We start from the raw sequence: 23,651 nt of genomic DNA, 5'->3' as shown, positions 1-23,651 counted from the left end.
CGACGAGGAGCTGCTCAGCCGCATGAAGGAGTTCCAGCGCGAGCTGAACGAGCAGGCCACCGAGAAGGGCAAGCGGCTGCGCGCCAAGACCGCCGGCGGCCCGGCCGGCTCCGGGGCCGGGTTCGGCACGCGCTCGGGTTCGGCCTCCGCCACGGGCGCTTCCGCGGGCGCTTCCGCGGGCGCAGCCGCCGGCTCCGGCTCCGGTTCCGGAGCCGCCGCGCGCTTCGGCCGCGCAGGCTGGGAGGACCAGCCCAGGTAGCCGCCGCAGTTGCCGCAGAAGTCGTCACTCTCGCCGTTGGCCGTACCGCACGCCGGGCACGAACGCATCACGTCAGCTTCCTGTCTGTTCGGGCTCTCCGGGCGGGCCCGGCAGGACCTCCACCCGGCAGGTGAGGTGGACGGGGCACGAGGCGGTGGCGACGTCCAGGACGCGGCGGGCGTCCACCGCGACGCCCTCGCGCACCGGCCAGACCCGGACGAGCAGTTCACCGGTCGGCTGCGGCGGGAGAGCCGCGCCCGGCTCGGCCGACCAGGTGGCGCCCCCGCCGTCCCGGACGTCCGCGTGCACACCGCAGCAGAGCCGCAGCCGCTCGACGAGACCCCGCCGCGTGCCGCGCCACCGGTGCAGCTCCACGGCACGGGCGACGACCGCCCGGCGCAGCTCGACCGGCCATGCCGGATCGGCCTCGACGCCCACCCAGGACGCCAGCCAGGGCAGGAAGTCGGCCGGGGCCAGCGACGGGTCGAAGTAGGCGGGCAGGTTGTCCAGGGTGGACAGGACCGGGGCCAGCACCGTGTCCAGGCCCGCCGTGAACCGCTGGGCCAGGTCGTCGTCCGCGTACAGGGCGGGCAGCAGTTCGCCGATCGGGTACCGGCTGGGCAGCCCGGGTATCGCGGCCCGCGTCATGCGCCCTCACCGGCCCCGTTCGCGGTGACCACCACCTGGTGCTGGTGCGAGAAGACCAACGCCCCGGGCGCCACGTCGACATGGTCCACCGCCGCCCCGCGCCGCCCGGTGATCGGGTCCGCCGGGAACAGCCGGACGTCCTCCACCAGACCTGCCCCCTCCACGCTCTGGAGCACGGCGAAGACCTCCCCGTACTGCACGGGCCTGCCGAACGGCCACCCCTGGCCGTCCGCCCCGCCCCGCAACGGGTCGATGTGCCGGAACAGCGCCTCCAGCGCCTCCGCCCGGACCCGGTCCACATCGCCGGGCGCGGCCACCAGCCGGGCGACGACCGTGACGCCCTGGTAGGCGGGGGGCTCCACGACCAGCCGGGTGCCGACCAGCCGCCGTTCGTCGAGCCGCTCGGTGACCGCCGCGAGCACCGGGTCCGAGGGGATCAGCTGCTCGAACCGCAGCCGGCCGTCCTCGTCGGCGGTCGCGTCGGGCACCACCAGCACCCGTACCGCACCGGCCTCGCCCGCCACGGCCGGCAGACACCGCACCCGGCGCAGCGACGGCGCGGCCTCCCGGGCGATGACCTCGTAGTCCTCGGCCGTCACCGCCCGCTCCTGCACCCGCAGGATGTTGGGCGCGCGGACCTTCGCGTTCTCCACGGTCTCCCCGTCGACCCCGCCGGTCGCCGCCTCGCGGTTGTTCACGCCCGCGACGTACGGCACCGAACTGCGCAGCACGGAGATCGCGCCCCGGGCGACGTTGCCCGGGGCGCCGCCGCCCGTCCGGTAGCGCGGAACGCGGAGCTGGGCTCCCTTCTCCGGCACCGCGCCGTACGCGCGCATCGTGCCGTCCTGCTCCCGTACCTCCGGCGGGAACGCGAACTCCCCGGCGACGGCGTCGATCCGCACGTGCCGGTCACCGGGGCCGGACGCGCCGAAGTGCTCGACCGGGGTCCACACCTGCCAGCCCTCTTCCGTCGACACCTGGACGACCGGCGGCTCCCCGTCCAGCAGCAACGGCGCCCGGCTCACCGAGAACCGCTGTCCGGCGACGCCCTCGGACACCCCGAGGGGCACGTCGAGGACGGTCTCCGCGTGCTCCGCGGCCGCCGTGCCGCCGACCGTGAACACCTCGGCCTCCCGGATCGTCGGCGACTCCGAGTAGAACGGCTGGCCCGGCTCCGGGGCGGTGACCCGGCAGCGCAGCCACCCCGCCCGGGTCCCCGCCACGACGGACGCGGTGTGCCCGGCCGGGACGAACACGACGACCTCGCCGGGCCTGTTCAGCCCACCGGTGCTGTCGGTGCCGGTCGCACACGTCACCCAGCGGGCCCCGTCCCACGCCTCCCACACCAGCGGCGGCTGACGCGGGTCGACGCCCACGCCCTCCACCCGGCTGTCGAGGCGGACGGCGACGATGCACCGGGGCACGGCCGTCGGCAGCCCGAACAGCAGGGCGTCGCCGGGCTCCGGCCGGGCCTGGAAGCACGGGATGTCCTTGCCCGCGCCGAGCGGCCCCGTCCGGTCCGTCTGCTCGCCGGACACCGGCGCCGTGACCAGCCGGACCAGCGAACTCGGCACGATCGGCAGGTCGTCGGAGGTGGAGAACACCACCGGCTCGTCGGCCTCCCCGCGCGCGGTGGCGACCTCGGTGCCCGCGAGGAGGTGCACGGTCTCCGGCTGCGGCGCGGACAGCCAGAAGTCGATCTCGGCCCGCGCCACCGCCGGCGGGAACAGGGTCACGCCCAGCAGGTCGAGGAAGGCCGCGTAGTTCTTGTCCGGCACCCGGTTCAGCCGGTACAGCAGTTGGTCGACCAGGTACGCGAACGTCTCGATCAGCGTGACCCCGGGGTCCGACACGTTGTGGTCGGTCCACTCGGGGGAGCGCTGCTGTACGTACCGCTTGGCCTCGTCGACGAGCTGCTGGAAACGACGGTCGTCCAGATGGGGTGAAGGCAGGGCCATCAGCGCACTCCCGCTTCCCGAGCGGTCCCGGACGAGCCCTCGGAAGAGCCCTCCGACGACGGGATCGTGTAGAAGGGAAAGACCAGGTTGCGCAGGTCGTTGGTGGCCCGCACGGTGTAGTGCACGTCGATGTAGAGCGTGCCCTCCTCGATGGCGTCGAACGCGATCACCACGTCCGTCACCTCGATGCGCGGCTCCCACCGCTCCAGCGAGGTGCGGACCTCCTGCGCGATCCGCCCGGCCGTCGCCCCGTCGCCGGGCGCGAACACGTAGTCGTGGATGCCGCAGCCGAACTCCGGGCGCATCGGCCGCTCGCCCGGCGCGGTGCCGAGGATCAGGCCGATCGCCTCCTCGATCTCCCGGTCCCGCTCGACCAGCGCGATCCCGCCCGTCGGCCCGACCCGCAGCGGGAAGCCCCAGCCGCGCCCGATGAATCCGCCGCCGCTCACATCGGGCCCCCGATCAGGACGTTCGGCGCACCGCTGATGATGGGCGCGCCGCAGCTGGTGTTGTCCCGCATCCGGGCGGCGGGCAGCCCGCCGATCAGCACCTGGCCGGTGAGCGCGGCGGCCGGGTTGGGCATGATCACGTTGCCCGGCCCGAGCGCGGCGTGCGGAGGGACGACGCACACGTGGAGGCTCCCGGTGACGGCCGCGGGCCGGCCGCCGATGAGCACGGTGGCCACAGCCACCGCACCCGGGGGCGGGGTGCCGATGAGACCGCCGTGGGCGGTGCTGTCGCCCGTGCGGGCTGCGGGGGGCATGGCCGGGTTTCTCCTTGCTGTGGGAGGGACTTCGGAAACGGAGACGCAGGAGGAGGGAGGGAAGGGGCCGGGTCAGTTGATCCTGATGAGCTTGGCCTTGAGGACCGCGAGCAGCCCACCGTCGACCGTGACCCCCGTCCTGCCGTTGACGGTCACCGAGCGGCCCGTGATGTTCACGTCGCCCGTGGCCCCCGCGTCGAGCGTGATGCCCGACGCGGACAGCGTCACCGAGCTGAGCTCCCGGGTGCCGCCGCGGGCCTTCACCGTCAGCGTGATCTCGCCCGTCTTCTCGTCGAGCATCACGTCGAGCCGCTTGTCACCGCTGGCGATGCGCACCCCGGACGGGCCGCGCGGGGCGTCGAGCAGCTCCAGCCGGTTGCCCGAACGGGACACCAGGGAACGGCGGTTGACCTTCCCGCTCGTCGGGTCGACCAGCGGGACGTCGTGCGGCGAGGGCTTGTCGACCCCGTTGTAGAGACCGCCGAGCACATACGGGCTGTCCAGCAGCCCCTGCTCGAATCCGACCAGTACCTCGTCGTTGACCTCGGGGCTGAACACCCCGCCGCCGCCCTGGCCGCCCCACTGCACCGTACGGACCCAGTCGGTGACGTAGGTGTCGTCGAGCCAGGGGAACTTCAGCCGCACCCAGCCGCGTTGGCCCCGGCCCTCCTCGCGGATGTCGGTGACCACCCCGATCGCCAGGCCCGGCATGCGCGGGCCGCGCGAGGGAGCGTTGCCGCCGGAGGCCAGGCCCGAGAGCGACCGGTCCGGCGAGGCGCTGACGATCACCGTCGTGCGGTAGCCGGTGTCCGGTTCGAGGACGTGGTGCGCGGCGGTCGCGGTGTAGCGGCCGGAGAACGCGGGCCCCACGTTGCCGAGGGCCACCGGCATACCCGCCCGCAGCTGCGGGTTCCCGTACGCGACCGCCTCGATCTCCCCGAAGCCGGCGCTGACCGACGCGGCGAGCGCACCGGCCACGGCACGGGTCTCCGCCTGGGTGCGGTACGGGGTGTCGGCGATCGTGGTCCGGGAGCCCGAGCCGAACATCTTGGCCGCCGTCGACGGGCTCATCCCCGGGGCGACGGTGTCGCTGCGGACGGACTGCTGCCGGGCCACCAGCCGGGTCTTGGTGTCGACGTTCCAGCCGCGCACCTCGACGCTGTCCGCCCCGTCCGCCCCGGTCAGCACCGCGCGCAGGGCCAGCAGGTTGTTCCCGTACTCCAGGACCATCGGGTCGTTCGCGGCGGAGGTCGAGGGCGAGGGGGCCGAGGAGGCGGGGTCCGGTCTGGTGAACTGCAGCCGGCCCTTGTCGTCCACCCGCACCGTGGCCCCGCTCTCGGCCGCGAGGTGCTGGAGGAACTCCCAGTCCGACACGTTCGGCTGGGTCACCTGCTTGTACGTGACCGGCGCGGCCTCGATCCGTCCGACGGCCAGACCCGCGCCGGCGGCGACCTTGCGGACGATGTCCGCCGTCTTCATGTTCCGGTACGCCATGACCTTCCGGCCGCGCTGGAGCCGGTGCGCCTTGGAGAACGCCCGCACGACGGTGAACGATCCGGTGGTGTCGGTGTCCAGCTCGACCGCCGTGACCTCCCCGGTGAACAGCCGCTCGGGCGCCCGGTCCCGCGCGGTGACGACCGAGATCTTCAGGGGGGTGCCCATGCCGATGCCGGTCGCGGTGAGGAAGGTGTGGTCGGGGTCCCGGTACATCAGCACGGCGGTGTCCGGCAGACCCACGTTCTCGTCGACCACACAGCTCACCAGCTGGGTGGCCCAGGCGGCGGGCAGCGCGGCGGGCGCCTCGACGACCGGGTCGGCGGCGAAGGAACGGCCGGGGGCTTCCTTGCCGCTCATCGGCCCTCCTCCGTCAGGTGGTCTGCCCGGCCGGGCACCAGGAGCTCCCGGCCCGGGGTCAACTGCATGGGGTCGTCGATGTCGTTGGCGTGCGCGATGGTCCGCCACGCGGTGGCGTCGCCGTACTCCCGCCAGGCCAGCAGCGGCAGGCTGTCCCCGGCCACGACCCGGTGCGTGCGCCGTGCCTCCTTCGAACCCGAGGTGGGATTCTGGCCGGCCGGGCCGATGCTCGCCTCCTCGATCGACAGGGAGCAGGTGGCGCGCAGCGGCTTCCCGTCGACGTCGAACAGGGTGTAGGAGACCGAGAGGTTGGACAGCACCCCGTCGAACGAGGTCGTCTTGGACGTCCCCCAGTCGAAGCGCACCCAGGGGCTGGCGGGCGTCTTGCGGGCCAGGCTCTTGGGGGTGGGGACACACGCGGTCATCAACTGCTCGACCGCCTTCTCCACGGAGTTGTCGTGCGTGGCGGTGGCGTCCAGGAAGACCTCCAGCGACAGGGCCCGCGGCCCGCTGCCGACGAACTCGGGCAGCGCGGACTGCCCGGCCATCCGGGACGGAGTACGCCGCCACTCGGTGGTCTTGCTCAGCGACAGCTTCGACGGGTTGAACTGCAACGTGAGACGGGCGAGCGCCCCGCCGGGCTTGGCGCCGACCGTCGACGGCGGCTCCATGATGGTCAGCTGGGCGCGAGCGCGGCTCGCGCGGAGAGCGGGTGACATTGCGTTCCTCCTTCCTTGGTCCGGTTCCTGGCGGGTGCGTCGGTGCCGGTCAGGAGGGCTCCAGGCCCTCGTGCGCGATCTCCAGCGTCTCGATCGCCGCCTCGGAGTTGGCCGGATCGAAGGAGGGCCCCTGCCAGCGCACGGGCACGATGCCGTGCACCTGCCAGCTGATGATCCGGCTGAGGTCGGGGCGCAGCGCCACGATCTCGCCGTCCTTGGGCTCGACCCGCCGGATCGTCTCGTTCAGCCAGCGCGCGATCTTGAGGGTGTCGGCGGTCACCGGGCGGGTCAGCGTGATATTCGTCCAGGTGATCCGCCCCGGCAGCTGCCAGGTGAACCCGTTGTTGCCGCCCTCGGCGTACGTCTCCATCTCCACCTCGGCGCCCAGGCCGGAGCAGGTGTGGAACGCGCCCAGGTCGCTGCCGCCGATCGCGAGCTTGAAGAACACGCTCGTCGCGAAGATGTTGTCCGTCATGCGTCTCTCGTCTTCTCTGCTGTCTCTCGTACGGGGCGTGCGGGTGTGCGGGGCGTGCGCGGGGCGGGCCGGGGCGGTCGCCCGTCAGCGGCGGCCGTCGTGGAGCCGCCCGGTGCGTTCCCGCCCCCGGCGCAGATCGGCGCGGATGAGCCGGCTCACCGGGTCGAGGAGCCGGCGGGCCAGCTCCTCGATCTCCGTTCCGCTCATCCGGTTCGCCGACGGAGCGTCGGAGGCGTCGTCGGAGCCGGCGGCCGCGTCCGTCGCCCCGGCGGCGGGCTTCGGCGGGGCGGCCTGCACGGGAACCCCGGTGATCCCGGCGTTCGCCGCCGCACGCTGGACGGCCTGCGCCCTGCTCTCCGGGCGGCCCGCTCCGGCGGCCTGTGCGGGCGCGCGGGGCGGCACCCGCACGGAGAGCGCGGGCGACGCGCCGGGAGTGCCGCCGCCCGAGGGCGCGGGTCCGGTGAGCGGTGGACCGGCGCCGTCGGGCGCCACCGGCATGGCCAGCCGCTGTACGGGTACGGCGGCTTCCGGACGCGCCGCCCCGGGCGGATGCGGCCGGACGACGGGAACGGGACGCGTGGCGGCGCCGGTCGCGTACGCCGAGGGCATCGGTGCGGCACCCGGCATCCCCGGCCGGGAGGGCAGGTCGTGCGGGAGCGGCGCGGCGCGCTGAACAACAGGGGCAGGGCCAGGAGGAGTGACCGGGACGGCGGCCCGGTCCGGGGCCGGAGCGGCGCGCCGTACGGAGACCTCTTGCGGACTCCGGTGGGACGCCGGCCCGGAAACCCGCTGCGGAGCCTGGCCGGGCGTCGGCCCGGAAGCCTGCCGAGGCGAGGGGGTGCCGGGCGGCGTGGGCGAGGGACGTGTGGCCCGCCCGGACCGTCGTACCAGTCGCTGGAGTACGCCACCGGCGGACGGACCGCGCCTGGCGGGGGCGGCCGTGGTTCCCTGCGCGCGACCCGGTGCGCTCCCGTCGTGCCGGTCGGTGGGCAGGCCGCTCCGGTTCGCGGTACCTCGGGCCGGGTCGGTGGAGGCGTCGCCACCCGGGTGCGCGGGGTGCGCGGTCGCCGAGCGCTGGACCAGGGGCCCCGGAGCCGTACCGGAGGACGTCGGCCGCCGGGGGCCGGCGCCCGGCCCGTCGCCGGTCCGTCCGTCGCCGGAGCCCGGTGACGGAGCGCCGGTGCCCGGCTGCCGCACGTCGCGCCGCCAGGTGGCCGCCACGACCGGGCGCGCGGTGCCGCCGCCCGCCGTCGCCGTCGTCGGAGGCGCCGAAAACCCTTCGGCCGAACCGGTGTTCACCGTCAGGGCACGGCCGGAGAGCAGAGTCCTTGACCGCTGGACCATGGGCGACGGCGTCGCACCGGCGGAGCCCTGGGCCGTACGGCCCCGAGCGATCGGCCGGACGCGTACGGGCGGCGGGGGAGCGGTGGAGACCGGACCGGTCCGGGCACGGGCGGGGTCTGCCGCACGCTGGACGGCCGGGCCTGCGGACGACGGCCCGGCGGGCGCCGAGGGCACCGAGGGTACGGCGGGCGGGACGGACGCCGTCCGCACCGGCAGTGCGGAGGGCGTGCCCGGAGGCGCCGGAGCGGGGGCCGGAACAGTGGGTCCGTCGCCCTGGGGCCGACCCGGATCCGGCCGGGCCCCGGCGGGCGCGCGGTCACCGAGCAGCGGCGCGTCGCCGCCGAGCCGGGCCGTGGGCGGCAGGGAGGGAAGCGGCGTGCCGATCCCGCCCCGCGCACGGGCCCGTGCGCTGCCGGAGGCGTCGGCCCGGGGTGCCGGGTGCACCGAAGGGGAGGGACCCGACGGCGTCGACGAGCCGGACGGCCCGGTGCTCCGGGACGACTGAGGTGACGGGGACGACCGGGGGGACCGGTTCTCCGGCGGCGACGACGGCTGCCGCGGTGCCGGCGCGGGCGTCGCTGCCTTGGCCGAGCCGGCCGAGCCGGCCGAGCCGGTCGAACGGGGCGCGGGTGTCGAGGCCGCCGCGGGCGTCGTGGCCGGAAGGCCCGGCGAGCCCGGCGAGCCCGGCGGACTCTGCGGGTCCGACGCCTGGCGCTGGAGCACCGGCATCTCCGCCGGGCGGTCCGTCGCGGGGGCGGACGGAACGGCGCCCGCCGGTCCGCCGGCCCCTGCCTGCCTGGCCCCGGCGGGCATCTCGCGCAGAGGCCTGCCCAGGGCCGGGCGCACCACATCGGCGGCGGGCCGGCCGGAGTCGTGCTCGGGAGACGGGGCGTCGCCCCCCGGAACCGCACGGTCCGGACCGCTTCGCCGCTCGGACCCGGCCCGCTGGACGGCGGGGGCAGCGGCTTCCGAGGACGGCGCGGCTGCCGGGGAAGCAGGGGAAGCAGGGGATGCGGACGAGGAGGAAGGGGCCGTGGGCGTGGCGGGCACGAGCCCGGCGATCCGCCGCAGCGGCATCGCCGGACGCCGGGCGACGATCAGCGGTGGGGCGATCCGCTGCGGACGTACGGCGGCGGGAGTGCGCGCACCGGAGGACACGGGCGACCCTGATGGAGCCGTGGAGTCCGACGGGGCCGTGGAGGAGGACGGACCGGTCGATCCCGACGCGGCCGACCTCCCCGACGTACCCGGCGTGCGGGAACTCCCCGACCTGCTCGGCCCGCCCGACGGCGACCGGTTCGCGGGGGCCGGGGACGGGCCCGGGGCCGGGGTACGCGTCGCGCTCGACCGCTGGACCGTCGGCGAGCCGGGGCTCGGCTTCCCCGTCCCCGTACCGCCGTTCGCCCCGCTGTCCCTGCCCGCCGCCCGGTTCACCGAGGCGGGCGGCAGGTCCGTCGTGGGGGCGGTGGGCTCGTCGGCCCCCGGGGGCCGGACCGCGCGCAGCAGCAGCGGTCCGCCGGGGGACGTGGTCCGTGCCGCGCCCGGGCGGGCGACGCCGTGGATGAGGCCGACCGGGGCCGACGGCAGGACGGAGTGGCCGAGTTCGCCGCCGAGGGCCGGGTTCTGCCAGGAGGCCAGCCGCGAACGGAACCGCAGCCCGTCGCTCACTCCGATCGAGGACCGGGCGACGGTCACCGTCGGCGGGGCCACCCGCCGCCAGCCGCCGTCCCAGCCGCCGCCGTCCCCACCGGAAGCCGCCGAGGAACCGGAAGCCGACGCAGAAGCCGGACCGGCAGCCTGAACAGAAGCCGGACCGGAAGTGGACGCGGGGCCGGAATCCCGGACGGGTGTGGGTACGGCGGACACGCCGACGTGCCCGGCGCCCTCGCGCGAGGGCGCGCCGGAGCGCTGCCGGTCCGCCCGGCGCAGCCAGTCCCCGAACCCCACACGATCACCCGCCTTCGTTGACGCGGGTGTTGATCCGCGCTATCTCCCGCACCCACTGCTGACGTTCGCCGTGGGTGAGGTCGAGAATGTCCTCACGCTGCCAATGGAAGTGGTAGGCGACGTACGCGATCTCCTCCCGCAGCCGGGGAAGCGCGTACGTCACGATTCCCCCAGGCGCCCACCCGAGAGGTCCACCTCGAACGACCCGTGGCACAGCGGGCAGGTCACCGCGGCATGCGTGTGGCCCTCGCTGTTGATCCGGCGGTAGAAGTCCTGGAGGAACGCCACGTCGGTCGCGTACATCCGCTCGACGATCCCGGCGTGCACATCGGTGACCGTGCCGAGCCGGGTGATCACCTGGCTCAGCAGCACCACGGACAGATACGCCGGGTTCTCCTTCACCCGCAGGTCGATCTGCGGGCGCAGCTCGTCCCGGGCCGTCGCGAGCCGCATGGTGCCGCTGCGGTGCACATGGCCCTCGTCGTCGACGTACCCGCGCGGCAGCTCGAAGGCGAACTCCGTCTGCAGCGTGTCCCTGTCCCGTTCCCGGGGGCGGGCGGGCGCGGGCGAGGCGGCCTCCTCGCGTGCGGCGGGCGCCGTGGCGAGGTTGTCCAGGACCTCTTCGAGGCCGCCGCCCGGCGTAACGGTCCGGCGCCTCATTCGACCACGATCTCCTCGAAGGTGATGGTCACCGTCTCGGTCGCCGCGCTGGACTCGCCGGCCTTGAGGGACGGGCCCTCCCACTTGGAGGCCCAGCCCTGCATCAGCTGGATGCGGCGGACGGTCTCACCGGTCGAGTCCTTGATCTCGATCGTGAGGTTCTGCCGCGCGGTGTCGACGGCCCCGTTGTTGAGGGTCTCCTTGATCCAGGTGGTGAACTCGCTGCTCTGGTCGAGCCCGCGGGTGATCGTCACCTCGCCCGCCTGGCGGGCCCCCGGCTGCTTACGGATGATCTGCTTGCCCTCGGCCGTCACCTGACGGACCTCGACGACTTCTTCCTCGACGGTCATGCCGCTGATCTCCTGGATGGACTCCACGAGATAGCCACCGAGCTGTACGCCGAAGATATGGGTGGAAAGAGCGTCGCCCTCTGCCATGACTCTGTGTCACCTGTTCCGATCGATGGTGAAAGTGAAGGGGTGGGGGAGGACCGCGAGGGTCACTCGTCGACGAGGCTGGTGCTGTCGGAGAACTGCGAGAGACGGAAGATCACGAACTCCGCGGGCTTCACCGGGGCCACCCCGATCTCGCAGACGACCTGACCGAGGTCGATCGACTCCTGCGGGTTGTTGCTCCGGTCGCACCGGACGTAGAACGCCTCCTCGGCCGTGCGGCCGAACAGCGCACCGCGTCGCCACTCCTCGGTGAGGAACGAGGTGACGTTGCGCCGGATGCTCGACCAGAGGCGGTCGTCGTTCGGCTCGAACACCACCCACTGGGTGCCCAGGAGGATGGACTCCTCCAGGTAGTTGAAGAGGCGGCGCACGTTGAGGTAGCGCCAGGCCGGGTCGGACGAGAGGGTGCGCGCGCCCCAGATGCGGATGCCGCGGCCCGGGAAGGCGCGTACGCAGTTCACGCCGATCGGGTTGAGGAGGTCCTGCTCGCCCTTGCTGAGGCGGATCTCCAGGTCCACCGCGCCCCGGATGACCTCGTTGGCGGGGGCCTTGTGGACGCCGCGCTCGTTGTCGCTGCGCGCCCAGACGCCGGCCACGTGACCGCTCGGCGGGACCAGGGAGTTGCGGCCGCTGGCCGGGTCGAAGACCTTGACCCACGGGTAGTAGAGAGTCGCGTAGCGCGAGTCGTAACCGGCGTCCTCGTTGCGCCAGGTGCGCACACGCTGGGCGTTCATGCCCGGCGGGGTGTCCAGGACGGCGACCCGGTCGCCCATCTGCTCGCAGTGCGAGATGACCGCCAGCTGCACGGTCTTGACGCCCTCGGCGTCGATGTCGCCGCGCTGGAAGGCGCTCATCAGGTCCGGGACGGCGACCATCGTGATCTCGTCGATCGCTTCGAGGCCGGAGAACCCCGTACGCGCGGAGGCGTCGCCCACGTACTCCGACGCGTCGAGCCGTGCCACACCGGAGCCGGGGGCGCCCGCGGCGGCGGGGGCGAGGGCGACGGTCTGCTTCTCGGGGCGGCTCTGCGCGGTGCCGGGCTGCTCGGTGACCTGGACGAGCTTGGAGTCGCGGGCCTGGGTGACCAGGTAGCCCTTGACGTTCTTGCGGGTGGAGACGTCGTACGTCTCCACGGCCTTGCCGCCCTGGCGCACCAGCAGCCGGAAGCGGTCCTCCGGGGGGTTCTCGCCCTCGGCGTCGGCGATCTCCACGGACAGGTCGGAGCCCGTGCCGGGCTTCGCCGAGACCAGGAACCCGCCGAGCGCGACCGGGGCGGGGGCCTGCGCGACCGAGCCCTGAGCGGTGCTCTCCGCGCCCTGTGCGGGACCGCCGATGCGGACGATGTAGGCCGCGCCGCCGCCGTTGGCGAAGAAGCCGTAGACGGCGTGCGCCAGATAGGTGTCGGCGGTGAAGGCGCCGAACGTCTGCACGTACTGGTCCCAGTTGGTCACCAGCGTCGGCTGGTGGAAGGGGCCCGTCCCGGCGAAGCCGACGAAGGCTGCGACCGCGGTGCCGACACCTTCGATGGGCCGCGCTCCGGACTGCACCTCCTCCACGTAAACACCGGGGGTGAGGTACGACGGCATGCTCGCTCCTTCTGGACGGTCACTCGATCACTGTCCAGTCTTGACCGTCCGGCCGGGCGGAGAGTAGGCCCCAGAGTCCTGGACGCGGGGCAATGAGGCTGCCTTTCCGGGCCCCCGAACGCCGGGTAACACTGCCCTTGCCGGTCCGGACGGACCGGTCGCCGTATTCGTGGAGCCGGCCCGCATTCCCCCGGTGATGTGAAGAGAACGGGAACAACGTGTTACGGAACGGCCCGAAGCCGCGGCCCCCGCCGGGAGGTTGTGGGAAAAGCGGACGCCGCGCCAGGGACCTGATGTGTTTGGTATCTCTTTTTCCCGGTAAACCCCGGAAGGTCGATCACCGTCCGGGGCCACCGGGGAAACGGACCGAGGTGACGCGATTCGGCCAGAATGCGCCGAGAAAGTGGGTGGATTCGGTCGTATACGGGAGCGGAAAACGGGCACGGGAACGCTCCGAACGGGCACCCGCTGTCCGTCATCGGACCGTCAGGACCGTTTCTGAGCAGGCATGTTCGTGCCCGCGGCCATCGGGGGCGGATATTCTTCCGATGCTGTCGTCGCCGCGGGCGACCGAACTGGTCGAGACCTCTGGTGTATCGGGGAGGGCGAATCCGCCACCTCCCGGCACGCCGGGTTTCCTCTCGGCCGGGTTTCTGCTGTTGTCTCGTCGGCAGGCGAAGCAGAGCGCTCGGCGCCGCTGTTTCTATCGTGCGAGATCGCTCAGTACACCGCTGACATTCAGAACCTGATGGCACCCGGAAGCCTGTGTACCGGTGGCCGGGGTGCCGGGCTTGGCACAGGTGACGGAAGCGGTGACGGTGGCGTTCTCCGGAACCTGAATGGGGGTGACCCAGTGATAGTCCTGGTTGCGGAAGGTTTCCAGAGCGATCGTCGTGATCTTGTTGTCTCCGAAGGAGATCGTCACGATGCCTTCGTCGCCCTGGAAGTTCGCCACCACGATGTCGGTGACGCCGAACACCTTTCCGGCCGGAACCTTGTAGGACCCCTCCGCCGTGTCCCCCACCCGGGTCTGCACGTCGATGGACTCGGACGCCTGCTGTCCGCCTCCTGCTCCGCCGCCGTTGCCCCCGCCCCCGCCGGAGCCGCCCGGGCCGGAACCGCCCGTACCGGGGCCCGTTCCGTCCGGACCGGTTCCCTCTCCCTGACCGCCTGCCGGGTTGTCCGCACCGCCGGGCGGGGTCGACCCCTGCTCCTTGCCGCGCTCGGTCTCCTCCTGCGCGGCCTTCGTCCCCGCCTGCTCGGCCGTGCTCTTCACCGCCGGCCGCACCAGGGCGAACCACGCGAGCAGCAGGGCCAGCAGTGCCGCCAGCACGATCAGCAGCCACTTGGGCAGCACCGGTATCTGGGCGAACTCCCCGGGCAGCGGCTCGGGTCCACCGGGCTGCTCGTCCTCGGTCTCCCCCTCGGCGCCCTCGGTCGCCCGGACCTCGAACGGCCAGGTGACGGGCTCCCCGAACCAGATCAGCTTCAGGGCCCGGACCTTCAGCCGGACCTCCGCCGACTCCCCCGGCTCCAGCCGCTTCTTGTCCGGCGTGAAGGTGAGCCGCAGATCCTCCCCCGCCTGCTTGCCCGCGAGGGCCACATCGACCGGGGTGTTCCCCTTGTTCTGCACCGCGGCACCGAAGCGGGCGCCCAGCCAGCCCCGGCGGCGGCGCGGTTCCAGCTCCGTGCGGAGCTCGTGGAAGGGCTCCACGGTCACCGTGCCCTCGGGGACCACCACCGACTCGGGCCGCTCCGCGGGCAGGACCCGTACGGCCAGGGGGGTTTCACCCGCCCGGACCTCGTGGGAACGCGGCGGGGCGAAGGTCAGGGTCACCGTCTCGGAGGTGCCCGGGTACAGCGACACACGCGCCGGCTCGACGGTACTCCAGGCGGCGCAGTCGCCGACCACCTCGAGGGTGTAGGCCTCGACGATGTCGCCGTCGTTGCGCACGGTCAGGGTGGTGGTCGCGGTACCGCCAGGCGACACCGTCACCGTGGGGCTTTCGAGTTCGGCAGATGTGGTCACTCTGCGACGTTAGGCCGCCCGCACCGCTCGGCAGCAGAGACGCGAGGGCAACAAGCGGGCAGGGGTGGTGCCCCGCGGGCCCCTCGGCACGGTGTCCCCGCGCCCCCTCCGCGAGCCCGCGGGCCGTGCCCCGGACCGGCGCGGAGCGACATGAGGACGAGCAGGCATATCGGGCTGAAGTACCTGAGGAAGACGGGCACGGAACGATGACGACGATCACGGACACGACGAACAGCACGGCGAACGCGACCACGAACGGCACGGCGACCGCCCACGGCACGGCGGCGCGCGGGCACTACCGCAGGCCCGACGCGGCGCACCGGCGCACGGCCGGCCCCGGGGGAGCGCCCGGGGGCAGGGTCTCCGTGGCGGTGTACGCGGAGGACCTGATCCTGCAGACCGGCATGATCCACCAACTGCGCGTGCGGCCCGAGATAGAACTGCTGCCGGAGGCCGAGGCGGACCGGGCCCAGGTCTCGCTGGTCGTGGTGGACATGGTCGACGAGCCCACCGTCCAGCTCCTGCACCGCCTCCAGCGCAACACCTCCACCCGCACCGGACTGGTCGTGGGGTTCTTCGAGTCCGGCGCCCTCCAGACCATGATCGAGTGCGGGGTCGCCGCCGTGCTCCGGCGCGGCGAGGCCGACCAGGACCGGCTCGTCCACCTGGTGCGGGCGATGGCCAACGGCGAAGGCGTCCTGCCCGGCGATCTGCTCGGCAAGCTCCTGGACCACGTCAGCTCCCTCCAGCGGACGGTCCTCGACCCCCGGGGGCTCACGCTCTCCACCCTCACCGCGCGCGAGGCGGAGATGATCCGGCTGGTCTCCGAGGGGTGCGACACCTCGGAGATCGCGCAGAAGACCTCGTACTCCGAACGCACCGTCAAGAACGTGCTGCACGAGGTCGCCACCCGGCTCGAACTGCGCAACCGGGCCCACGCGGTGGGATACGCGATGCGGCACGGGCTCATCTGAGGACCCGTCGCCCCGTGTCCGGCCAGGTGCCCCGGCCGGCCGCGGGAGGGCCGGTCTCCCGGGCTCAGCCCGGGGCGACCCGGCCCGGACGGGAGCGCCCCCCGGGCCCGACGCGCGGAGGCCGGCCCCCGGCCCCCGGTCAGCTCTCGGCCGGCCGCGTGCCGTCGGGGCCGGCGAACACCAGTTGCGTCAGCGGTGAGGGCAGCCGGTCGGCCTCCACCGTGATCCGGTACAGCCCGGCCTCCGGGAGTGCCACGTCGGCCGTCAGCGCGTCGCCGTCCTCCGCGTACGGACGGACCGGGCGGCGGACGGGGCCGTCGACCGACGCCACCGTGCAGTCGATCCCGGACGGGTCGTCGGTCCCGGTGATCCGGAGCGACCAGTCCGCCCCCGGCGTCACGTAGTCCGGGACGGTCAGCCCGAGGCCCTCGCCGGCCTGGTCCGGACCGAGGTCGTCCTCCTCCAGGAGGAAGTCGACGACCGCGTGCCGCGCCGCCCCGCCGCTCGCCAGCGCACCGTGCTGGAGCGCGATCGGAACAGCCCCGCCCTTCGGCGACGCCGAATCCCGGTGGACCGTACCGTCCCCCCGGGCCCCGAAGCGAAGGGCCACCCCGTTCTCGTCACGCCTCAACTCGCCGTCCCGGTGGGTGCGGAAGCAGTACTCGGACGCCAGGACCTCCCCGTTCTCCAGCCGCAGCGACTGCACCGTGTCCTGGTGGACACCGGCGACCGGGCGGTGACGGGGCAGCTCGTGCCGGGCGAGCCGGGCGAAGAACTCCCCCGAGCTCTTCGCGAGTTCCTCGTCCCCGCCCAGCGCGCCGACGTCGGAGGGGGCGAGCCGGCGCGCCCCGGCGCCCTCCTCCAGGCAGACGAACCGGGGCAGCAGGTCATGGACGCCCGGCATCGCGGCGGCCAGCGCGGCCAGCCGGCGGTGCGGCAGCGGCAGCGGCGCGCCCTGCGCGGCGTTGAGGATGCTCGCCGCGACCACGGAGCCCCGGAACGGTGTCCCCAGCGTCATCACTCCCCGGGTGTCGGCCGCCAGATCGTCGTCGAAGCCCAGGGTGAGCGCCGCATGGGTGACGAGCCCGCCCATGGAGTGGGCGACGAAGACGAGACGCCCCTCGCGCTCGTCGAGCGCCCGGCGGCGGGCCGCGGTGTGAGCCGGGTGCCCGCGCCACCGCTCCAGATGCCTGCGCGCCTCCGCCGCGAGGAGCCGGGCGTTGACCTCGACCGGCAGCCGCCAGTCATAGGGGAAGGGCAGCACCGCGTCGGGGTGGGCGACGGTCTCCTCGATCGCCCGGGTCAGTTTGTGGTACGGCTCGATGCCCCGCACGAACGGGATCCACACCGGGGTCCGCAGGAGCCTGCGCGGCCGGATCCGCCCGTACTCCCCGGCCTGTTCCTCCGGCGTGAGGCGCAGCGGGGCGAGACCGTCCCGGGTCAGCCAGGCCTTGGCGAGCCACTGGGGGTGCGCCAGCCCCCAGAGCACCGTGCCGGTGACGGTGTCGTACAGCTCGCTCCCCATGATGCCGGGGACGATCACGACCGCGTCGTGCGTGACGCCCGGAGTCACGTCCGGAGTCACCGGAGTCAAGCGTGGGGCGCTGCCGGGGCTGCGGCCCGGATTCGTCTGCGGCGGCTTCGTCATGCCTGGAAGACTAGAGAGATGCGTAACGCGGTGGGGGAGTTGGGGCAGAATCGGGCCGCCGAGCAGAACGGGTCACAGCGGACCCTGCTCACGCTGGCCGTACGCGACTACGGCGACGGCGACGAGAGCTTCACCGCGGGCATCGACGAACAACTGGACGTCGTCGCCGAGTGGTGGTCCTCACCGGTCGCGTCCGACGGGTTCCGCCACGTGCCCGCCCCGACCGTCACCCGGCGCGAGCACGTCGAGGACTTCCTCCGGGATAACCGGGTGCGGGAGATGGAGGGCGAGGCGCTGGTCCTGTTCATCACGGGCCACGGCCACGCGGGGACCAGGACGCACTTCCTGCAACTGCCCGACTCCGTCAAGGGCCGCCACCTCAACACCTCGGTCCGCACCACCGACCTCATCACCGCGGCACTCGACTCGCACGCCAGGAACGTCCTCGTCATCGTCAACACCTGTTACGCCGGAAAGATCAGCGGCGAGATCGACGACCTGGTCGAGGACATCCGCGCCGAACGGCGGAACACCTGCCGGCTCGACGTCCTCGTCACCGCCGGCCACGACCGGCCGGTCCAGGTCCGCCGGTTCTCCACCCTGCTGCGCGGCGCGCTCGAACGGCTCCGCACCACCGCGGGCATCACCACCCCCCACCTCAGCGTCGTCGAGCTGATGTCGGAGTTCGAACGCGGCCTGGACCCGGCGGAGCGCAAGCGGCACCGGCTCCACCGGGTGGTCGACGGCAGCGGCGTCCTCACCCCGACGCCCTGCATCCCCAACCCCGGATACCGCCGGGTGCGCGAACTGACCGGCGCGGACGGCCGGAACCCGGGCACCCCGGCCGGCGACCACTGGCTCGACCGGGCCACGGGGCGCACCCAGGAGCAGGATCCCGGCTGGTACTTCCGGGGCCGTGAGGACATCAACCGCAGCATCGCGGCCTTCCTCAGCCCGGCCCGCAGCCGCGGGGTCCTCCTCGTCACCGGCAGCGCGGGCAGCGGCAAGTCCGCCGTACTCGCCCGCGCCGTCGTCCTCAGCGACCCCGCGTTCCGCGACGACCCCCTGTGCAAGACGGCACTCGACCTGTCCGGGCCCGACACCGTCCCCGCGCCCGGCTCCATCACCGGGGCGGTCCTGGCCCGGCACCGGGGCGCGGCGGAGCTGGCCCACGACATCCTCGAAGCCCTGGGGGAGACACCCCGGCGGATCCGCTCGACCGAGGACCCGGTCGTCGAGGCCGCCCAGCAGATCCTCGCCGTGCTCCGGGACCGTGACGAGGCGGTCACCCTCGTCATCGACGGCCTCGACGAGGCGGACGAACGGCAGCGCATCATCGAGGACGTGCTGGCGCCGCTCAACGCGTTCTGCGCGCCGCGACTGGACCAGGTCCCCGTACCGCGGCTCGACGGCGAACCCTTCGCCGACCGGGGACGCGGCCTGCGGCTGCTGATCGGCGTGCGCTCCAGCCGGCCGCTCAGCGAACCGTCCGGGGAACTGCCCGAGGAGGAGCAGGGACACAACGAAGCGCTGAAGGCCGTCTTCCCGACCGCCGAGGAGCAGCGTACGGACGACGAGGGCAGCGAGAAGGACATCGCCGAGTATCTGCACGCCCTCATCTGCGAGGGCGGCGGCGGGCACCGCGATTCGGCCGAGGAGGCCGCCGCACTGGTCGCACCCGTCGTCTGGCCCTCCTTCATCGACGCGCGCATAGCCGGGGAACAGCTCCGGTCCGTCAAGGACCCCGCCGCGGTCGCCCGGCAGCCGGAGTGGCAGAGGATGCTGAACAACGGGACGGAAGGGCTCCTCAGGCGCGACCTCGTGCTGGTCGAGGCCGACGGGCTCCCCTCCGAGGTGGCGCTCGCCCTCCTGCGCGCGTCCGCCTTCGCCGGGGGAGCGGGCATCCCCTGGTCCACCATCTGGCCGCAGATGGCCCGGGTGCTGCTCGGCCGGGCCCTGCCGGACTGGGACGAGATGATCGCGAAACTGCTCAAGAGCCGGCTCAACGGCTATCTGGCCCACGACCACGAGGACGACCGGCGGGTCTACCGGCCCGCCCACGAAACGCTGGCCGAGGCCCTGCGCGACATCGACACGGACTGGCTCGACCGGGGAGGGGCGGCATGAGCGGACCGGCCGGCGACGACCGGCACGCGGAGATCCACCGCCAACTGGCCGCCGCGCTCGCCGAACTCGTCCCCGACGACCCCAGCATCCCGCCCCACCCCTATCTGCGGCGGCACCTGGCCCAGCATGCCGCCCAGGGGCGCGTCCTGGACGACCATCACGTGCCGCCCGCCCTGCTGCCCTGGGAGTCGAGTTCCGGGCTCGGCCGCCTGCTGGCGGGAGAGGGGGACCGGCCGGCCCAGCAGCAGTGGCTGAAGACCTGGGCCACCCTGGAGCCCTACGCCCGCGATCTCAGCCCCCTGTCCCGGCTGACCAGCCTGCATCTGGCCCACCACGCCGCGATGTCACGGGACACGCCGGCGCCCCGGCCCGGCGCCCCGGACGCGCCGTTCGACCGCTCGCCCGTCACACCGCTGTGGAGCGACTACGCGGGCCCGGACAACGTGTGGGCCCTCAACGACGCCGACGTCGTCTCCCTGACGTCGACCGTCCCCCGCCCGCGGGCCCCCCACCAGGCCCTGCTGGTCACCGGGGACGACCACGGCGTCGTGCGCGTTCTCAGGCGCGACGGCTCCGCGTCCGCACCGCCGATCACCCTGCACGAAGGGGCAGTCGCCCACCTGTTGACCCTGCCCGGGGGAATCGTCGCCACCGGAAGCACCGACGGCGCCGTCGCGATGCTCGACGCCCCCCGCGGCCGCCCGATCCGGCAGGTCGTGCGCCGCACCGGGGCCTGGGTCACCGCGCTCACGCTCCACCGGCCGCGGGACGACCGGTCCCCGGTGCTCCTCGCCGCCTGGAGCGACGGCCACCTCGCCGCGTACGACACGACGACGCTGAAGGAGGCCCGCGTCCCGCTGCCCTCGATCAGCCCCGCGCCGGCCCTCCTGCGCGGCACGACCGGGCCGGACGGCTCCGCCCTGCTGCTCGTCGCCCAGCACGACACCGTCACCGGGTTCGACGGCCGCACCACCCGGATCCTCTCCCGCCACCCCGCACCCGTCCGCACCCTGGCCGCGCCGGCGGAACCCGGTCTGTACGCCGTGGGCGACGCCGACGGCACCCTCTCCGTGCACGGCGTCGACGCCACATCCCGTACGCGATCGACCCGGGCGACGACGAGCTGCGCCGTCACCTCCCTGGCCGTCGTCACCGTCGAGGGCCGTGAAACCCTCGTCTCCGGGGGCGCCGACGGCACCGTCCGGCTCTGGCGGCCCGAGGGCCTGGAACCCGTCGGTGAACCCCTTCAAGCACACGCGGAGGCGGTCACCGCCCTCACCGCCCTGCCCGAACGATCGGGAACGCGCCTCATCACCGCCGGATCCGATCGCACGATCCGCAACTGGCCGCTGGCCGGGACCGAGTTCCGGAGCGGGCGGCCCGGGTGGAACCGCGTCACCGCCAGCGCGCTGTCATCGGGACCCGCGCACCTCCTCGCGGTGACCGAGGGAACCACCACGCTCGTCCGGGACATCGGCACCGGCTCGAAGCGGTCCGTCATCGACGACGAGCCGGTCACCGCCCTCGCCTGGGCCGGCCCGCACCACCGCCCGGTGCTGGCCGCCGCCCTCAGCGACAACAGCATCGCGCTCCACACCCCCGCGCCCGGCGACGACCCGACGCCACCGCCGCGTCTGCGCGGCCACTTCTCGCCCGCACTCGCCCTCCTCGCCCTGCCCGGCGAGGGCTCCGGCCTGCTGGCCAGCGGGAGCGCCGACGGAACCGTGCGGTTGTGGGACCTCGACCGGCACCGCGCCGTGGCCGTCTTCGACGACCACCGGTTCAGCGTCCGCTGCCTGGCCTCCACCCGTACCGACGACGGCGTCCTCCTCGCGTCCGGCGGCAGCGACGGAAACCTCCGCGTCTGGGACGTCACCGCCCTCGCCCAGCGCGGCCCGACGATCCGGTGCGGCCAGAACATCGTCAACGACGTGGCCTTCGCCCGACCGCGGGGCGGGGCCGGCCTCCGGCTCGTCACCGCCGGGCAGAACGGCACGCTCAGGCTGTGGGACCCCGACGCTCCCTCCGGCCACCTCGCCGAATTCGCCCCCGGGGACGGGGAACTGCACGCCGTGACCGCCTTCCGGGCCCACGGCAGACGGGTGGTCCTCGCCGCCGCCGGGGCCACCGGGATCCACCTGTGGGACGCGGCCGCCGAAAGGCTGCTGCTGCGGATCGTCACGGGCCACCCCGTCAGCGCCCTCCGCACGGCTCCGGGGCCGGAAGGAGAGCCGTCCACCGTGCTCCTGGCGACCGGAGAGGCGGGAACCATGATCTTCCGTGTCCACCACGACCGTCTCTGACCCGACCGTCCCCGGCACGCGTGTGCGCCGTCCGCGCGCCGAAGTGCTCCGTCGATGCGCCCGCCGACGGGCCAGGACGGGCCGACAGACGCGGGGTGCGTGCGCCACAATGATCAGCCGCGAGCCGGGATCCACGGGCACGCCATCACAGATATCGCTATCGAGGACTCATGACCGCTGTCTTAGACCCAGGCGCCGTTCCTCCGGTCGAGCTCGCGCTCCCCCCGGACCGGGGCATCTGGCGGCTCGGCAAATCGAGCGATCCGCTGAAGTTCAACCGGATCGAACCCGAGACCATCGAGGGATCGTCGGCGGGCCGCTTCAGCCTCTTCGCCTACGGCATGCTCTACTGCGCGTCCGAGCAGGCCGGCTGCTACGCGGAGGCCCTGGCCCACTTCCGGGTCCAGCCGAAGATGCGTGAACTCCTCGCCGGCGAGCCCGTCGCGGCCGGCCGGATGAAGCTCGGCCATCTCGCGTCCAGCTGGCGCGACACCCACATCCTGGTCCGGCTGAAGCTGGCGTCCGACGCCCGGTTCCTGGACGTCGACGCGGACGCCACCCGTGAGGTGCTCCGCCGGGAACTGCGGCACGAGTTCGAAGCGTGGGGCATCGAAGGACCGCTGAGCGAAGAACACATCCACGGACGGGACCGCCGGGTCGCACGCCAGATCGCCGCCTGGACCGTGGCCCAGCGCAACGCCGAAGGACACCGGCTGGCCCAGGGCATCGCCTACCGGTCGGGGTACGGCGGACGCCGCTGCTGGGCCGTCCTCAGCGGCACCGACTACGTCGAGGCCGAACGCCGCCCGATCCTCGCGGAATCCGTTGAACTGAAGGAAGTGGCCCGCGAGTACGGCCTCACCGTCCGGTGATCCGCACCCCGGTGGGCCGACTGGCGGTGCGGCATGTCCCCCTATCCGGTGCCCCGCCCCGCGGCGCGCGGCCGTACCTGTGGTCCACCACCATGAGGTCCCGCCGGAAACGTGCAGCTCAGGGGCGTGCATGGCAACAAGAGGAGGGATTTAGCACTCTTTTAAGGTGGGAAAAGTGTGGAGTAAGTGACAGGTAGGCGGGTACCCTTTCCTCAATATCAGAGGGGGGAAGCCGTGTTGACCCGGACCGTCGGTCACTTACGCCTGCCGAAAGCCGCGCCCGACCGCGCCGGCAGAGCGACCCGCATGTCCCGGCACCCCGGCCCCCTCCTCCGGCCCGAAGATGCGCCCGAAGCGGCCAGGGGATCCACGCGCCCAGCGCGGACCCCACGCCCGAGCCCGACGAACGGCAGCGCCACGAGCCCCCTTCCCGTCATCGCGCTTCCGGCGCCCGCATCCTCGGCCGACGCCTCACGGCGCGCGAGAGGAAACGAGGAGACCATGCAGACCATGCGAGAGACCGCCGCCGAGGCCCGCGCACACCGGGACACGACGGAGCAGACCATCGCGGACATCGCGCGCTTCCTGCAGGACAACTTCAGCCAGCGCGTGACCGCGCACGTCGCCGGCATCGAGGACGCCAAGCAGGTCGGCAAGTGGTGCAGGGCGCTCAACGCCCCGCGCTACGAGGCCGAAGTGCGCCTGCGCACCGCCTACCAGATCTTCAAGCTCATCGAGGAGGGCGAGAACCCGCACACCGCCCGCGCCTGGATGATCGGGATGAACCCCCAGTTGGAGGACGAGTCCCCCTTGCAGGCCATCGCCGACGGGCACTTCAAGGACGTGATGGCCGCGGCCCGTTCCTACCTCCAGGGCGACCTCTGACGCCCCCGCCCACCCGAGCTGCGACGCCGCCGCCGGTCTGACGGACCTCCGTCGGCCGGCGGCCGCCGTTGGTGGTGTCGTTGGGGACGGCGATGGTCTGGCCGGCCTTGATGTCCTTGAGGTCCTTGACCGTCTTGGTGTAGAG

General features: G+C 73.5%; 21 protein-coding genes and 2 pseudogenes. 8 read left to right on the top strand and 15 right to left on the bottom strand.

Going from position 1 to position 23,651, the window contains the following annotated elements; genetic code table 11:
• A pseudogene (locus HET64_RS39895) lies at window positions 1–127 on the top strand (5-(carboxyamino)imidazole ribonucleotide mutase); the annotation flags it as partial.
• A 204-nt stretch (window positions 128–331) separates the two neighbouring features.
• On the opposite strand, the gene HET64_RS19000 reads toward HET64_RS39895, so the two are convergent.
• The 8 genes from HET64_RS19000 to HET64_RS39105 form a co-directional block, all read right to left on the bottom strand.
• Entirely contained in the window at window positions 332–907 is a 576-nt protein-coding gene (locus HET64_RS19000; RefSeq protein ID WP_215107185.1) for a phage tail protein I, read from the bottom strand.
• Window positions 904–2,865, bottom strand: a complete 1,962-nt coding sequence (locus HET64_RS18995; protein WP_215107183.1) for a putative baseplate assembly protein — start codon at window positions 2,863–2,865, stop codon at window positions 904–906. The genes HET64_RS19000 and HET64_RS18995 overlap by 4 nt, the downstream gene beginning before the upstream one ends.
• Window positions 2,865–3,314, bottom strand: coding sequence for a GPW/gp25 family protein (locus HET64_RS18990; protein ID WP_215107181.1), 450 nt, complete (start codon window positions 3,312–3,314; stop codon window positions 2,865–2,867). Before HET64_RS18990 ends, HET64_RS18995 begins: the two co-directional genes overlap by 1 nt.
• Entirely contained in the window at window positions 3,311–3,628 is a 318-nt protein-coding gene (locus HET64_RS18985; RefSeq protein ID WP_215107179.1) for a PAAR domain-containing protein, read from the bottom strand. The genes HET64_RS18990 and HET64_RS18985 overlap by 4 nt, the downstream gene beginning before the upstream one ends.
• Before the next feature lie 72 nt (window positions 3,629–3,700).
• The gene (locus HET64_RS18980) at window positions 3,701–5,482 is read right to left on the bottom strand and encodes a VgrG-related protein (protein WP_215107177.1); all 1,782 of its coding nucleotides are present in this window, start codon (window positions 5,480–5,482) and stop codon (window positions 3,701–3,703) included.
• Window positions 5,479–6,201 (bottom strand): LysM peptidoglycan-binding domain-containing protein, encoded by a 723-nt coding sequence (locus HET64_RS18975; protein WP_215107175.1) that lies wholly within the window; start codon window positions 6,199–6,201, stop codon window positions 5,479–5,481. Before HET64_RS18975 ends, HET64_RS18980 begins: the two co-directional genes overlap by 4 nt.
• A gap of 49 nt (window positions 6,202–6,250) precedes the next feature.
• Window positions 6,251–6,676 carry a phage tail protein gene (locus HET64_RS18970; RefSeq protein ID WP_215107173.1) on the bottom strand — a complete coding sequence of 142 codons (426 nt, stop codon included), beginning with the start codon at window positions 6,674–6,676 and terminating at the stop codon, window positions 6,251–6,253.
• Between the two features lie 84 nt (window positions 6,677–6,760).
• Window positions 6,761–7,285, bottom strand: a complete 525-nt coding sequence (locus HET64_RS39105; RefSeq protein ID WP_251145529.1) for a hypothetical protein — start codon at window positions 7,283–7,285, stop codon at window positions 6,761–6,763.
• 571 nt (window positions 7,286–7,856) lie between these two features.
• On the opposite strand from HET64_RS39105, the gene HET64_RS39100 reads away from it, so the two are divergent.
• Window positions 7,857–8,525 carry a hypothetical protein gene (locus tag HET64_RS39100; protein WP_251145528.1) on the top strand — a complete coding sequence of 223 codons (669 nt, stop codon included), beginning with the start codon at window positions 7,857–7,859 and terminating at the stop codon, window positions 8,523–8,525.
• A gap of 78 nt (window positions 8,526–8,603) precedes the next feature.
• On the top strand, window positions 8,604–9,821 hold the full coding sequence (locus tag HET64_RS39095) for a hypothetical protein (protein WP_251145527.1): 1,218 nt from the start codon (window positions 8,604–8,606) through the stop codon (window positions 9,819–9,821).
• Window positions 9,822–9,971: 150 nt separating this feature from the next.
• Here the strand turns inward: HET64_RS39095 and HET64_RS18960 are convergent, their stop codons facing one another.
• The 5 genes from HET64_RS18960 to HET64_RS18940 form a co-directional block, all read right to left on the bottom strand.
• A complete protein-coding gene (locus HET64_RS18960) occupies window positions 9,972–10,130 on the bottom strand; it encodes a DUF6760 family protein (RefSeq protein ID WP_003966147.1) in 159 nt (52 codons plus the stop codon).
• On the bottom strand, window positions 10,127–10,627 hold the full coding sequence (locus tag HET64_RS18955) for a hypothetical protein (protein ID WP_215107168.1): 501 nt from the start codon (window positions 10,625–10,627) through the stop codon (window positions 10,127–10,129). Before HET64_RS18955 ends, HET64_RS18960 begins: the two co-directional genes overlap by 4 nt.
• On the bottom strand, window positions 10,624–11,064 hold the full coding sequence (locus tag HET64_RS18950; RefSeq protein WP_003966145.1) for a phage tail protein: 441 nt from the start codon (window positions 11,062–11,064) through the stop codon (window positions 10,624–10,626). Before HET64_RS18950 ends, HET64_RS18955 begins: the two co-directional genes overlap by 4 nt.
• Before the next feature lie 62 nt (window positions 11,065–11,126).
• Window positions 11,127–12,668 carry a phage tail sheath family protein gene (locus tag HET64_RS18945; protein WP_215107166.1) on the bottom strand — a complete coding sequence of 514 codons (1,542 nt, stop codon included), beginning with the start codon at window positions 12,666–12,668 and terminating at the stop codon, window positions 11,127–11,129.
• Window positions 12,669–13,371: 703 nt separating this feature from the next.
• On the bottom strand, window positions 13,372–14,664 hold the full coding sequence (locus HET64_RS18940; protein ID WP_215107189.1) for a hydrolytic protein: 1,293 nt from the start codon (window positions 14,662–14,664) through the stop codon (window positions 13,372–13,374).
• A 239-nt stretch (window positions 14,665–14,903) separates the two neighbouring features.
• Here HET64_RS18940 and HET64_RS18935 point away from each other — a divergent pair, with 239 nt between their 5' ends.
• On the top strand, window positions 14,904–15,671 hold the full coding sequence (locus HET64_RS18935; RefSeq protein ID WP_215107164.1) for a LuxR C-terminal-related transcriptional regulator: 768 nt from the start codon (window positions 14,904–14,906) through the stop codon (window positions 15,669–15,671).
• 139 nt (window positions 15,672–15,810) lie between these two features.
• On the opposite strand, the gene HET64_RS18930 is transcribed toward HET64_RS18935, so the two are convergent.
• The gene (locus HET64_RS18930) at window positions 15,811–17,319 is read right to left on the bottom strand and encodes an esterase/lipase family protein (RefSeq protein ID WP_374105562.1); all 1,509 of its coding nucleotides are present in this window, start codon (window positions 17,317–17,319) and stop codon (window positions 15,811–15,813) included.
• 18 nt (window positions 17,320–17,337) lie between these two features.
• Here HET64_RS18930 and HET64_RS18925 point away from each other — a divergent pair, with 18 nt between their 5' ends.
• The 4 genes from HET64_RS18925 (at window position 17,338) to HET64_RS18910 (ending at window position 23,506) form a co-directional block, all read left to right on the top strand.
• Window positions 17,338–19,446, top strand: coding sequence for an ATP-binding protein (locus HET64_RS18925; RefSeq protein WP_215107162.1), 2,109 nt, complete (start codon window positions 17,338–17,340; stop codon window positions 19,444–19,446).
• A complete protein-coding gene (locus HET64_RS18920; protein WP_215107160.1) occupies window positions 19,443–21,749 on the top strand; it encodes a WD40 repeat domain-containing protein in 2,307 nt (768 codons plus the stop codon). Before HET64_RS18925 ends, HET64_RS18920 begins: the two co-directional genes overlap by 4 nt.
• A 170-nt stretch (window positions 21,750–21,919) precedes the next feature.
• The gene (locus HET64_RS18915; RefSeq protein WP_215107159.1) at window positions 21,920–22,621 is read left to right on the top strand and encodes an RES domain-containing protein; all 702 of its coding nucleotides are present in this window, start codon (window positions 21,920–21,922) and stop codon (window positions 22,619–22,621) included.
• A gap of 501 nt (window positions 22,622–23,122) precedes the next feature.
• A complete protein-coding gene (locus tag HET64_RS18910) occupies window positions 23,123–23,506 on the top strand; it encodes an XRE family transcriptional regulator (protein ID WP_215107157.1) in 384 nt (127 codons plus the stop codon).
• Between the two features lie 58 nt (window positions 23,507–23,564).
• On the opposite strand, the pseudogene HET64_RS18905 reads toward HET64_RS18910, so the two are convergent.
• A pseudogene (locus tag HET64_RS18905) lies at window positions 23,565–23,651 on the bottom strand (MetQ/NlpA family ABC transporter substrate-binding protein); the annotation flags it as partial.

The sequence above is a fragment of the Streptomyces sp. McG3 genome, from assembly GCF_018619185.1.
GTDB lineage: Bacteria > Actinomycetota > Actinomycetes > Streptomycetales > Streptomycetaceae > Streptomyces.
This window is presented reverse-complemented; position numbering and strand designations above follow the sequence as displayed.